Source organism: Mycoplasma sp. NEAQ87857, assembly GCF_009792315.1.
Lineage (GTDB): Bacteria > Bacillota_I > Bacilli_A > Mycoplasmatales > Metamycoplasmataceae > Mycoplasmopsis.
This window is the reverse complement of the sequence record NZ_CP045542.1, coordinates 193,582-207,823: the sequence shown is the minus strand read 5'-3', so window position 1 is coordinate 207,823 and position 14,242 is coordinate 193,582. Positions and strand designations below refer to the sequence as shown.

The 14,242-nt window shown below is 26.7% G+C and carries 11 protein-coding genes; 8 read left to right on the top strand and 3 right to left on the bottom strand.

Annotation, left to right across the window (positions count from 1 at the left end; translation table 4 throughout):
- Positions 1-4 precede the first annotated feature (4 nt).
- Positions 5-1,150 (bottom strand): YitT family protein, encoded by a 1,146-nt coding sequence (locus GE118_RS00820; RefSeq protein ID WP_158763573.1) that lies wholly within the window; start codon positions 1,148-1,150, stop codon positions 5-7.
- 95 nt (positions 1,151-1,245) lie between these two features.
- Here GE118_RS00820 and asnA point away from each other — a divergent pair, with 95 nt between their 5' ends.
- The gene (gene asnA, locus GE118_RS00815) at positions 1,246-2,226 is read left to right on the top strand and encodes an aspartate--ammonia ligase (protein WP_158763572.1); all 981 of its coding nucleotides are present in this window, start codon (positions 1,246-1,248) and stop codon (positions 2,224-2,226) included.
- A gap of 55 nt (positions 2,227-2,281) precedes the next feature.
- On the opposite strand, the gene GE118_RS00810 is transcribed toward asnA, so the two are convergent.
- Entirely contained in the window at positions 2,282-2,908 is a 627-nt protein-coding gene (locus tag GE118_RS00810) for a Fic family protein (protein ID WP_158763571.1), read from the bottom strand.
- Between the two features lie 176 nt (positions 2,909-3,084).
- On the opposite strand from GE118_RS00810, the gene GE118_RS00805 reads away from it, so the two are divergent.
- Positions 3,085-3,582, top strand: coding sequence for a dUTP diphosphatase (locus GE118_RS00805; protein ID WP_158763570.1), 498 nt, complete (start codon positions 3,085-3,087; stop codon positions 3,580-3,582).
- 132 nt (positions 3,583-3,714) lie between these two features.
- Here the strand turns inward: GE118_RS00805 and GE118_RS00800 are convergent, their stop codons facing one another.
- On the bottom strand, positions 3,715-4,311 hold the full coding sequence (locus tag GE118_RS00800; RefSeq protein WP_158763569.1) for a hypothetical protein: 597 nt from the start codon (positions 4,309-4,311) through the stop codon (positions 3,715-3,717).
- Between GE118_RS00800 and GE118_RS00795 the strand changes: the two genes are divergently transcribed.
- From GE118_RS00795 to GE118_RS00770, 6 genes are all read left to right on the top strand, one after another.
- On the top strand, positions 4,220-6,400 hold the full coding sequence (locus tag GE118_RS00795; protein WP_370452053.1) for a P68 family surface lipoprotein: 2,181 nt from the start codon (positions 4,220-4,222) through the stop codon (positions 6,398-6,400). The two genes, GE118_RS00800 and GE118_RS00795, sit on opposite strands and share 92 nt — an antisense overlap.
- 95 nt (positions 6,401-6,495) lie before the next feature.
- Positions 6,496-7,890: a thermonuclease family protein gene (locus tag GE118_RS00790; RefSeq protein WP_158763567.1), complete on the top strand. Its 1,395-nt coding sequence runs from the start codon at positions 6,496-6,498 to the stop codon at positions 7,888-7,890.
- 102 nt (positions 7,891-7,992) lie between these two features.
- Positions 7,993-10,077, top strand: coding sequence for an ATP-binding cassette domain-containing protein (locus GE118_RS00785; protein WP_158763566.1), 2,085 nt, complete (start codon positions 7,993-7,995; stop codon positions 10,075-10,077).
- Complete coding sequence (locus GE118_RS00780; RefSeq protein ID WP_158763565.1) at positions 10,064-11,110, top strand: carbohydrate ABC transporter permease; 1,047 nt, start codon at positions 10,064-10,066, stop codon at positions 11,108-11,110. Before GE118_RS00785 ends, GE118_RS00780 begins: the two co-directional genes overlap by 14 nt.
- The gene (locus GE118_RS00775) at positions 11,058-12,086 is read left to right on the top strand and encodes a carbohydrate ABC transporter permease (protein WP_158763564.1); all 1,029 of its coding nucleotides are present in this window, start codon (positions 11,058-11,060) and stop codon (positions 12,084-12,086) included. The genes GE118_RS00780 and GE118_RS00775 overlap by 53 nt, the downstream gene beginning before the upstream one ends.
- Positions 12,087-12,365: 279 nt before the next feature.
- On the top strand, positions 12,366-14,216 hold the full coding sequence (locus GE118_RS00770; protein WP_158763563.1) for a hypothetical protein: 1,851 nt from the start codon (positions 12,366-12,368) through the stop codon (positions 14,214-14,216).
- Positions 14,217-14,242 lie beyond the last annotated feature (26 nt).

The following is a 14,242-nucleotide window of genomic DNA, read 5'->3' as shown; positions in this document are numbered from 1 at the left end:
ATATTTATTCTTCAACAAACATATATCCATCACCTTTTTTAATATCAATTAAACTCATAAATAATTGTGGTTCAATTTTTCTTACTAATTCAAATAAATAAGCAATATCAAAATATTGAGCATTAGTTGTGATCATAAATTGTTTCTTTCTTGAATAAGCTCCTCATACTTCTATTACTGAGAAAGTAAATTGTCTTTGAGATTTTTCATTAATGATGTTGATTAATTCAAATGGTCTAGTACAAAAGATTTGAATTTGAACTAATTTATACTTAGGATAAGCAAAATTAACAATAAAAGCATGCATAAGCAACATAAAAAATCCTGAAACAAAGTTAGGACTAAAAAATATGTTAGCACTAAAAGGCTTATTAAGTTCTAAAAAATTATGATCTACCATTCCGTGCTTAATTGATAATGAAGCAGGTAAAAAAGTACCAATGATATTAGCAAAAGTTAAAGTTAAAATATTTAAAATAAAGAAAATAGACCCGATATCTCTTAATTTAACTTTAGCAATATACATACCTAAAATATCAAATCCACCAGTAGATCCTGCAAGGATAATCACACTAACTGCAGCTAATCCTTGAAGTAATCCTCAACAAATTGAATAAAGAAACACCGCAATATGTTTAAAACTATCTTTATCATAGTTTCATAAAATGATTCTTACACTATCTTTTTGAAAAATAGCAGGTGTATTATGTAATAAATCACTAAATAAATAGACTTTATTAATTGAAGGAACAAAACCAAAACTAATTCCTGCAACAGTAAAAATTAATAAATAATAACATGTATATCAAGTAAAAGTTTTGGATATTTTCTTTCAAGATAAGATTAATAAAGGAATATTTAAAATAAAATAAATTAATCAAAAGCATAAGTTAAAAACTATGTAAGCAATTCTTTTATCTTGAATTAAATAATAAGCCAAATTACCTAATCCTTGGCCAAATGATTCTAAACCTAAAGCATATAATCCAGTATTTTGAAGTAATAAAACCCCAAATAATCCCATTATAATTCCAATAATGGTAATAGTTAATAATCTTCCTTTAGCAGAAGTTATTTTGTGTAAAAAACCAAATATTAAAACATTATTTTTAATTCTTTTTCGTGAATATTTGCTAGTTTGTTGATTCATAAATCAATTATATAAGTTAATAAATCTAATTAATATATAAATTTTGTTTAATACAAAAAATAGTACAATTTTTTTATATTAAACAAAGGAGAATTATGTATATACCAAAATTAAGTATTAGACAAACACAAAGTGCAATTCAAGATTTAAAGAAAATTTTTCAAGAAGAACTTAAGAAAAATTTAAATTTAACTCGTGCTACAGCACCTTTATTTGTATCTAAAGAATCAGGGTTAAACGATGGATTAAACGGTGAAGAACCTGTATGATTTTTACCAAGAGATAGTAAAACCAGATTAGAAGTGGTACATTCATTAGCTAAATGAAAAAGACACGCTTTAATGCAATATCATTTTGCACCATATGAAGGTTTATATACTGATATGAATGCAGTTAGACGTGAAGAAGAATTAGATGAATTACATTCATATTATGTTGATCAATGAGATTGAGAAAAAGTTATTTTAGAAAAAGATAGAAATTTAGACTTTTTAAAATTAACAGTAAATCAAATTTATGATGCGATCTATACCACTAAAGAAAAATTAGTTAAAATGTTTCCTGTTTTAACTAATGACTTAGCTAAAGAAGTGTATTTTATTAGTGCTCAAGATTTAGAAAATAGATTTCCAGAATTAAGTGTTAAAGACCGTGAAACAGCAATAGCAAAAGAAAAAGGAACAGTTTTTATTTATAAAATCGGTTATCCTTTAGAATCAAATATTATTCATTCTTTAAGAGCTTTTGACTATGATGATTGAAAATTAAATGGTGATTTAATTGTTTATTCTAATGTATTAAATCAAGCAATTGAATTATCATCAATGGGAATTAGAGTAAATGATGTTTCAATTGTGAAACAAAGTGGATTAACCAAAGAACAAGTAGCTAATATTTCTCCATATCATAAAGCTGTTATTAAAAACAAACTACCTTTAACTATTGGTGGAGGAATTGGTCAAAGTCGTTTAAGTATGTTCTTATTAGAAAAAGCACATATTGGTGAAGTTCAAGCAAGTTATTGACCTGAAAAATATCGCAAAGAAGTATTTAAAAAAGGTATTGAATTACTATAATTAATAATATTTAAACTTAATTAAAATAGATAGAGTAAAAAACTCTATCTATTTTTTATTCTGTTTTAATGCAGTTGTTTAAACATTCTAATAGCATTGAATCATCATTGGTATTATAGTAATTTAATAATGATTCATTGAAATTCAATGCATTAGATTTACCTATAGTTAATATTCCTAAACCATTTTGGATTAATACTTTAGCTGCAATAATTGTTGCGGTTCTTTTATTACCGTCTCAAAATAATTGATTTCTCACAATATAACCAAAGAATTTTAGTGCTTTAAGTTTTTGATCAGGTATTTGGTTTAATTTGTCAATTTGATTTATCACATCTTCTTTATTAGGGATATTGGGTTTATAATTTGTGCCACTAATTCCTATGTTTCCGTATCTTAAAACACCTCAATCTAAACTCTCGTTTCTTGAAACAAATTGATTAATTTTGCAAATATATTCCAAAGTTAAATCTTGATCTACGTTTTTGATCATATATTTTCAAGCGTCTTTAAGGTTTAAAACAGTTTGAATGTCTGAATTGCTAACGTTTTCAACACTACCTTGATCTATAATGGTTTGTGTTTGAGATAAAGTGACATCAACACCTTCAATATACGCAGTATTAAACACTAATTCTGCAAAATGTTTCTTAGCTAAATGTACATAATATTTTTGATTCATATTTAATCCATTTTTTAATCGTTTTAAATTTTAAAATGATTTATCTTAGTTAATAATTACAATTATTATAAAGAAATAGCAATATATAAATTTGATTATTTTGCATTATTTTTTAATAAATAAGATTATTTAAAATAATTGTTTTTATAATGGTGAATTATTACTATAATATACATATGAATTTAGCTGAAATATTTGAAATGCAAAGAAAATTAGATATTACAATTGCAGAAAAAAGAAAGAAAATTAACCCTAGTTTAAGTGAAAAAGACTTAGAAGTACAAAAACAATTAGCTTTAATTGTAGAAGCTGCTGAATTCGTTAATGAAGTACAAAGTTTTAAATATTGAAAAGAAAATAAAAATATTTCAAATTCTAAAATTAAAGAAGAGTTTGTTGATCTTTTACACTTTTTGGTGAATTTTAGTAATTCTTATGGTGTAAGTAGCGAAATTACACCTAAGATAGTTTTTACTGACATTAATCAACAACTTAGAGAATTATTCATTTCAATTGTTAATATGATGAAAAATATAAATAAAGAAACTATAACTAATGTGTTTGAAATTGCTTTGGGAACTTTTAAGATCCTTGGTTTTTCATACACCGAACTTTTTAATGCATACTATGCAAAAAATCAAGAAAACTATAATCGTGCGAATAATAATTATTAAAACAAGGTAAGTGTGCCTTGTTTTTCTATTTTTAAGCGATTTAATGAAAATTAGATAGCAATATTTATTATTAAATTAAAAAAAATATATAATTTTATAGTATAAAAGTTGAATCTTAGCATTAAAATGTATTTAATTTAATGCATTATTTAGATATTTAAGCAGAATTTTTATCAAAATAGGAGAAATTATGAAGTTTAAAAACATTTTACTAGCATTAGCAGGAATGACAACAGTAGCATCATCATTAGCAGCTGTTGCTTGTGGTTCAAAAGATCAAAAAAATAATCCAGGAAATAAAGCTCCAGGTACTGAAAATCCAAGCACATAAAATCCAGGAAATAAAGCTCCAGGAACAGAAACCCCAGGATCAGAAAATCCAGGAAATAAAGCTCCAGGAACAGAAACCCCAGGATCAGAAAATCCGGGGACACAAAACCCAGGGACACAAAACCCAGGTACACAAAATCCAGGATCAGAAACCCCGGGAGATGGTGAATCAAAAGTTAATGATGGAGATAGTGAAGCTTCTATCGAAGCATACGGAAGTAGTGAAACAGAGAGAATTAACAACTCATTTGTTGGACCAAACCCTAGTGCAGATGCAAAAAAATTCGATCAAGATGAATCAAATTCTATTAAGATAGGTCACACATTCTCAGAAGGTGGAACACAAGGAAAAGCTTTAACAGCATTAATTAATACATATAATGAAACCCAAAAAGACAAAGAAGGGTTTATGCCTGTTGAACTAAAAAATTTAGGTTCAGGATACCCAACAGGAGCTACTAAAGTTAATAACGACCTTACAGCTAAAAATAAAAATTCATTCTATAATTTAATAATTAACTATGCACCAGTAGCAGCTAATTTAGCTAGTTATAATATGGGAATTAGTTTCAACTCAGAAGAACCAAGTTTAAACACTGACTTAACAAGATTCGTTCCAGGATTTACAAAAATCAATTCACAAACAGAAAATATTAATAATGCATCATCATATATCTTACCTTTATTAAAATCAACAAACGTTTTATCAATTAATGGACCCGTTTTACACTATATTATTAAAGTTGCAGTAGAACACGGAGCAACTAAAGCAACTGATGAAGAATCAACAAAGTTTTTTGAAGAATTAGAAAGAGCAAACAATAATGATAGCGACCTTGCAAAAGTAACTGAATTATGAGGTGCAGCAACTTCTGAAGCAAATAATCAATTTAAAGATTATGTAATTTCAAAATCTATTTTTGAAAATTACAAAGATTTACTTGAATTTGCAACTAAAATTCAAAAATCATTTGTAGGAGCATACAATAATGGGAATCCTGTAGCTTCAGAAATTAGAGCTTTTGGAATTGATGGACCAGTAGCATTATTTGTGCAAGCACTATATGCAAAATTAGGTGCTGATAATAGCAAAATGATAATTACTCCTTCAACAGTTGATGGTAAAGTAAGTATTTCATTCTCATCAATTCACAGCCCACAAACTGAAACATATAGAGAAGCTAAAATAATTTATGATGCAATTTCTGAAGCGGCAAAATCAGGAGGACTTAAATTATTAACTGGTGGACAATTTGCTTCAAATGACCAAACAAAACATAAATATGCGTTTTCAATTGGTTCATCAGCAGGGTATAACCATAACTTTGTAACAAAAGGAACATCAACCATTGAATTAAACAAAAGTGTTGAAGGATATTCTTCAATTTCTAAATTATTCACCATTGATAACGATTTCGAATCAAATAATAGTAAATTTATAGTTTCAATGGAAAAACTATCAGAAGAAGTTAATGGTAAATCAAAAACATATAAAAAATTCAAAGATTTAATTACTTCAGGTGATGTTTTAGGATTTATATCAAGATATGAAAATCCTATCTATAAATCAACATTTGATTACTCTACAACAGCAAATCAACAAAAATACTTCTCAGGACACCAATATAAATCTGCAAGTGCAGAAGATGATGCTTTATTAACAAAAGCAATGAACTTACAAGATGGAATAATGTTATTATTTAACATTAGCAAAGCTTCAGCGGAACAAAAAACATATATTGATAAATTAGTAGCTAAAGCTAAAGAATCAAACAACTTTGGTGGATATCTTTATAGCGCTGATTTAGATGCAAATAAAAGAGATAAATATGTTTCATTTGTATTTGCTAATGCTTATACAGGTAAATACAGTAGCAAAAGTAGAAAACTTGCTGCAGGATTTGATGCTGAAATTGCAAAACTTGGATTTGTTTCAAATAAAACAGAATTATCAAGTCTTTTAGAAGAAAGTGAATTACTACCATTAATCGCACCTACAAAATGAGAAAAAACTGATCCTAAAAAAGTAGTTTATTCACAAGGTCCATCAATTATGGGGATTCACTCAAACGAGAAAGGTGATAAAGCTACAAAATTATTTGTAAGTTGATTATTCTCAAAAGATAAATTCACATTCAAAAAAGATGGTGATGATGAAAAAACTATGAGAGAACCTCAAACTCCAGCAGATTTCATTCAAAAAGAAATGAATTACATTATCCCTACAAGAAACATCACCTCATTAAATGATGATTTCTTTGGTAAAAATAAATACCTTGAAGTTACATTAAAAGCATTTAAAGATGCTAATAAAGGTGAAAATACAGTAATATACGAAGAACCAGGATCAACATTCTCAAACGCATTTAGAGATAGTTTACAAGCTTCATTAGACGGATTACAAACAACAATTCAAACTTCAAACGGATCAAATGCTCAATCATTTGAGAAATTTGTTGAAAACTTAAAACAACCAACAGAATCTTAATAATATAATTGAAAATATATTCAAAAAAACAATATAACAATAGTTATATTGTTTTTGTTATTTAATAACCACAAAAAAATAAAGAGGGCAATAAAATGAAAAAAATATACAAAAGCTTATTACTTGCTTCAACCACTATAGCAACCATTTCTACATCATTAGCAGCTGTTGCTTGTGGTTCAAAAGATCAAAAAAATAATCCAGGAACACAAAATCCAGGCACAGAAACTCCAGCAAAACCAATCAATAGCCAACCATCTGCAGAAGTTGTTACTATTGATGATCCAACATTAAAAGAATTAAAAATTGGAACATATTCTTATCAAGATGGAAACAAAAGAGTAAGTAGTAATTTCATTGATATGAAAGATGATCAAAGAAATTTAATTGTTGATAGTATTAAAAAATGAGCAATTAATAAATATTGAACTAACAATGAATTAACTGATCAAGTATCAGATTATTTAATTACAAACAAAAGAAAGTTAAAACAAGATATTCCTAACGAAACTCAAATCAAAGTTTTAGATAAAGTTTTAACATTAAAATTTACTGATTTAGACAAATCTTTACCACAAATTATTAAAGGTGGTGAATATGGTGATAGAAGCAAAGATCATAAAATTCAAGAATCTGCATTAACCTTAGAATCATTAAATTTAAAATACAAAATTTCATTTGGAATTTACTACAATAACCAAATACTTTATCTTAAAAGAGGTAGAAAAATCACTTTAGATAGTGATTATAAAACAACTACTTCAGCAATAAAACCTACATTTAAAGTATTTAATAATGATTTAATGCCTAATAAAGAACAAATGAAACCAATTAATGTTGATTGAACCAAGGTTCAATACGTTGATGCTAAATTAGTAGATGTAAGTGATGGTGATACCTTTTCATTTGTTCCAATTGAAAATAAAACAGCAGCAGAAATATCATTTAAAACAACTGATCAAGCTAGAAAAATTAGACTTTCAGGTATAGATACCCCTGAAAAAGCAGTAGGTAGTGGTAACAAAGCTACATTATCTAATCCATTTGAATATTCTTTTGCTTTAATGTCAACTCATTTTGCAGAAAGATTATTTAAGATTAAGGATTTATTTAAATGAACTGAAACTTCAGAGAATGAAAAAGCATTTCCAATAGTAAGAATTGGATTTATTACAGGTAAAGATACTTATGAAAGAGTTACAGCTGATGTCTTTTTTGGACAAAATTTTGAATATTCATACAATACAGAAATAGTTCGTGCAGGATATACATTACCTTTACAAAACAGTTCTTGAGAAGTAAATCAAAACATTCCATTTACTTATGAGAATTTAATTTATCCAAAAATTAAAGAAGCATTAAATGAAGCAATTGAAAAGCATTCAGGATTCTTCCATTATTTTGATAATCCAATATATATTTCAACTTATGTGTATGATGCAAAACCAAACAATAACTATAGTGCGTTTTGACAACCTATGGACAAATAACTATACTATATATATATATATAGTATAATTTAACAGCACAAATAAATCAATCAAATAAAGCTTTTATTTGGTTGATTTATTAAGAATAACGAAAGGAAATTAATGAAAATTTTCAATAAATTAATTAGTATGATTAAAGAATCTATTGTTAAGGTTGACAGTGATTCTTTAGAAAAACTAAATAAATATGCTAAAGAGTTTGAAGAAATTAATAAAGAACTAGTGCCGGCAATTGAACTGAAGAATTTAAATATTGATTTTGGTGAAACTTTAGCTGTTGATAATGTAAGTTTTAAAATACCTGATGGTAAGTTAGTAACTTTACTTGGACCTTCAGGTAGTGGTAAAACTACAACATTAAACGCAATCGCAGGATTATTAACTGTTACTTCTGGGAAAATTTTATTTAAAGGTAAAGATGTAACAGATTTTACACCTCAAAGAAGAAAAATAGGATTTGTGTTTCAAAACTATGCATTATATCCACATATGAGTGTGTATGCTAATATTGCTTTCCCGTTAAAAAACGATTCTAATTGACAAAGAAAGAAAGAATTAGAAAAATTAGAAGCTTTAAATAATATTAGAATGTTATATTTGAAAGAACTTGGTGCTTCAGAAGAAGAGATAAACATTTTAAAAGAAGCTTTAAAAGTTTTTTCAATTATTTCAGAAGAAGCTACTCATAAATTAAATGAAACATATGCTAAATTAGTTGAAAAGTACGAAAAAGCACATACTGAGTACAAATTAGCTATGGTTTATGAAACTTCTGAAATTTCTTTATTAACTAAAAACGTTTTAAAAACTAATAAAAAAACAAGCAAAGATAGCAAATTCAAAATTCATGATATAAAAACTAAATATCAATTTAATCTTAAAAATAATTTATTACCTACCACTTTAGTAGAAAGCGATTTATTAAACTCTATTGCTAAAGAGTCATTAAAATTTGTTAAATTAAACTCAGAAGAAGAAATTGAAGCCAAAATTAATGAACTACAAGAAATTGCTGTTAAATTATTAAATGTAGAATTTGATAATTTGACTTTAAATTCAAGAATTAAGATTGTAAAAACAGAAGAAAAAGTTATTAAGTTAATTACAAGATACAAATATGTTTTAAAACAGAAAAGGATTGTCGAAAAATATACAGTTCTTAAACAAGAAACTAAAGAAAGATATTTAGCTGAAAAACAAGCATTTAAAGCAGCGTTAAAGACTGATGAAGAATATAAACAATTAATTAAAGATATTAAAATATTACCTTTAATTGCTAAAAAGAACTTTAATAACATCGTAGCTGAATTAGAAAAGAAATATAACTATAAAGAAGCTTTAGCTAATGAAAAAAGATCTGGAGTTTCAATCTTAAAAAATGAAGATATTGAGAAATTTAAAGAATATTCTAAATTTAATATTTCTCTAAGACAAGCAATTCATAGAGAAGTTATGGAAGTTGCTCAAAGAGTTGAAATTGTGAAAATTCTTCAAAAGAAACCAACTAGACTTTCAGGGGGACAACAACAACGTGTTTCTATTGCTCGTGCAATTGTTAAAAAACCTGAAATCTTATTAATGGATGAACCTTTATCAAACTTAGATGCAAAATTACGTATTTCAACAAGACAATGAATTAGAGAAATCCAACAATCATTAGGTATTACCACAGTATTTGTTACTCACGACCAAGAAGAAGCTATGTCAATTAGTGACATTATTGTGTGTATGTCTACAGCAAAAGTTCAACAAATGGGATCACCAATGGAACTATATTCAAAACCTAAAAATCAATTTGTTGCTAGATTCTTAGGTATGCCTGAAATGGGATTATTTAGTTCAAAAGTTGATGATGGAAAATTATATATTTCTAATAAACTATTTGACAAAGTAAGTATTTTAGATCAAAATTCAACTTCAATTAATGTTGGAGTTAGATCTGAGGACTTTATTATTAGAAACGAAAATGATGACTTTGATTTTGAAGGTGTTGTATTAGTTCAAGAGAATTTTGGTAAGGAAAGTAAGTTAGTTGTTGAAGTTGAAGGAACAGGTAGAATTAATTTCTTACTTGAAAATGATTACAATTATCAAGTAGGAGACAAAATTTACTTTGATTTACCATTAAATAAACTTCATATTTTTGATGCGGTTACTGAAAACAGGTTAAATTATGAATTACGTTAATAAAATTCATGCCTTTATAGCTAACAATATTCCTTTTCTTTTTGATTGATCACTAAGAAAACAATCAAGCAAAAAAAGAAATACATCTCAATCTATTTTAGATAAGAAAACACCATTTTGAATACCGATGTTATTAATCCTTCCGGGTTTAATATTAATAACATCATTCACAATTGTGCCAATGGTTTTAAACATCATTAACTCTTTTAGTGATAAGCAAACAGATGCATTTACAGTTAGAAACTATGCAAATATTCTAACTGATCCTGAATTTGCTGTAGGAGTAAGAAATTCATTTATTTATGGTATGTTTGTTTTACCATTTGTTATTATGATTTCTTTAATTATTTCATCTGTTATAGCAAAAATTTATCGTAAGCATGCTAGAGGATTTTGACAAACAATCTTCTTCATGCCTTATATTACTAATGCAGTTGCTGTTTCATTAGCATTTATTCAAATTTTCCAAATTAATGGTCTTTTTAATCAAATCATAGGTGCTAAAGTACCTTGATTACAATCAAATGATAAATTTACCTTTAATGCTTTAGTAGCAATGGTAATTAATGGGATTTGAAATGGACTTGCGTTTAATATTTTAATCTTTACTACTGCTATGTTAGGAGTAGATAAAAACTTATATAGATCAGCTTCAATTGATGGAGCTTCAGGGGTAAAACAATTTTTCACAATTACACTTCCAAGTATTAAAGGAACTATTAACTTCTTAGTTACTTTAGGAATAATTGGAGGGTTAAAAGTATTCCCACTTGCTCTTTTTGAAAATAAACCTGATATTGCATTTAATAATGGTGGAGCAACCATAATGCTTTATGTGTATAAATCAACCGTGGATGGACATTGACAAAAAGCTGGAGCAGCAAGCTTACTTCTTTTTGTGATTGGGGTAATTTATTCATCATTGGTTAGAGGTGGATTCTTTATGATCCAGCTATCATTAAATACTTTAGGAGAGAGAAATGTTTGAGTTAAAGTTAATGCTTCAAAAGATTTGAAACAAAAGACAACTTAGAAAAAATCAAGAACGTGTTTCATCCCAAGTAAAAGATAACAATCCAACCACAATATTATTTACAGGTTTATTGAAATTATTTCTTTTAACTCTTTTTGGAGTAATAATCTTATTTCCATTCATTTTAATGATCTCAATCTCATTAATGAATGATATCCAAGTAAAAGAACACTTTACTTTAATTCCAGATTTTGGTGAAGGTCTTACTTATGTAAGTAAAGGAAAAGAAGATAGTGGTTTTGAGCTTCACGCTTGAAAAGATGTAGTTGCTAACACATACAAAAAAGCAGCTTCTACAGGATATTGATCTGCATTAGCTTTAACTTCATTAAATGTTGTAATTTCAGTAACGTTAAAAATCTTTATCACCTTCTTTATGGGATATGCCTTTTCATTAAGAAATTGAAGAGGAAAAAATATTATTTGATTTTTAGCTTTAGCACTTTTAGTATTACCAGAAGTTGCTTTATTATCAGGACAATATAAAGTTATTTTAGATAGTAAATTAACTTTAACTTATTTTGGGTTCCTTTTAGGGGTAGCTTTTCCGTTTTCTGCAAGTATTATTAATACCTTGATGTACAAAAATGCTTTTGAAGCTATTCCAGGAAGAATTAAAGAAGTTTCTTTAATTGATGGTGCAGGAGGAGTAAAATACTTGTTTAAAGTAGCTTTTCCAATGGTAGTACCTACTACATTAACAATTGTAATTTTAACTTCATTAGCTTCATGAAATGCATATTTATGACCAAATATTATTTCAACTATTGGAGATCAAAAATTTGAAGTTCTTTCAGTGTGATTATTCAAAGCAGGAGTAGATCCAAACGATCCAGAATCTGGAGCAAACGTACAACAAAACGTAAAATTAGCAGCTGCTTTAATTGCTATTTTACCTATGTTTGGAGTATATTTATTATTTAGAAAAAGAATTATGGCTGCAATTAGTAGACAAGGATCAACAATTAAAGGATAATTATGAGAAATTACAAACGAAAAGTCATTATATGATTTATCATTGCTATTTTAGCTTTTATAGCTATGATTGGTCTTTCAGTTTTAATTTGAACCATTAATACTAGTTTAGAGCAATGGAAAACAATTAGATTAGATCGATCAATCACTGACAGTTATTACTTTATCAAATCATATTCAATAGGAGGTTTAGCATTATCTTGCTTATTATTCTTGATGGGAAGTGTGATTTCATATTCAGGCTTTAAATCTTGAAGATATTCAGAAATGTTTATATAGAATGAGAAAACTCAAAAAACAAAAATTATTATTTTTTAGTGCAATAGCTACTTTAGCTATTACTCCTATGACAGCTGTGTCTTGTTTATACAGAAATAATCCTACTGTAGAATATGCTAATTCTTTTGTTCAAGATAATCCTTATACCCAAAAAGAAAAAATCACTTACACACAAGATGATTTAAAAATTCCTGCTTTACAAGCTTTTGAAAATCAATTTTATAATAATGAATTATTAACTTATTCATTTACACTTTATAATTATGGTCTAACCAAAGCTATTTCAATAGATAATGATCATTTAAAAAGAAACTTAACTAAGCAAGTTGGTAAATTATACGATTTTAATAAACAAGGTATTGAAATTAAAATTAATCAAACTAACCTTGATAAGATCAAAGATCTTAAAACTGATCCTGATTATGATTCTTTAAGTAAATTCATCAGTAATGCAATTAACAGAATTAACCAAAGTTATAAAGAATATGTTGCATATGTAAATGACTACAATGCTAAAGATGAAAATAAAAACAAAATTAAAATTAGAACCTTAGAACAAATTGCTAATACTAATTACAATGATATAGTTAACAGCACTCCAGAGTATTTAAAGAAAGAAACTGTTATTCATAAAGATATTGATACAATTTCAACCACCACTTATTTAGATTACTCTAATCCTAAATTAGTAATTGATGATCAAAAAGTTGAAGCGGTTGTAAAAAACTTTTTAATTGATACTCCTTTTTATCAAAAATACATTCGTTATCAAAATGATAAAGATCCTGAAAAAAGACTTTTAACTAAAAAAGAAGGTAAATGAACATTTAACTTAAGTAAAAACAATGAGATTTTTGGAGCTATTCCTTATTCAATGTTTACTAGTTTATATCAAGAAGTTAAAAAAAGATTTGGTTCAATTACTCAAGCTAAAAAAGACACTAAGAAAATTTTAGAAATTTTTCTAAATGATTTTAAAGAACGTAGTTTTAATGTTGATTTAAATCAATTAATAAACGATAATGGAATTTTCTTAGGATTTGGTCCATTAAACATCCTTTATGGTAAAAATATCAACACTGATAAACAAGATGATGCATTTACTATTTTTGCTCGTGATTATGAATTTTCTCCTGAACAAGAAGAAGCTTTTTTGAAAAATCCAATTCAGTTCTTTAATAGTAATTTAGAATTATTATACTTACCAGAAGTATTTAAAATTAAAAGAGATTTAGAGAATCAAAAATCATTATTAAAAGTAGCTAAACCTAATGAAGTTAAAAAAATAGAATTTTTACAAAAAAGTATAGCAACATATCAAAACCAATTAAAAACTATTGAACAACATCAACAAGAATTAATAGAGTTAGCTAACAAAAGAGATGAAATTGTTAAATCTAATGATTCTAATAAAGAAACTTTATTAGAACAAAATATGAATCAAATGATCGCTTTAGCTAAAAAATACTTTAATTCTGCTTACCAAAAAGCTTTAACAATCCTTAAAAAAGCAGTTGCTGAAAGTAAAACTAACATACAACAATTAGCTAAATTATATGCTGTTTCTATTTTTGGTTTAGGTGCTTTTAAAACCCAAATTATTAAAGGTTATGTAACAAATAATGATGTTAAAAAAGCAACATATTGAATTGAATTCTTTGATACCAAAGATAACAAATGATATATGTTTGACACTTTAAAATCATATTTAGCTCAAAGACCTAATATCGAGCAAAATATTTATCCTTCAAGTGAATTAAGTAATTATAACTTTGCTAATGAGTTATTTACTAGCTTACCAGCTAACTATGAACTTGATGAAAATTATTTAGATGTAGCTCATGTTAAGTAAAATAAAAAGGCTTTTGGCCTTTTTAT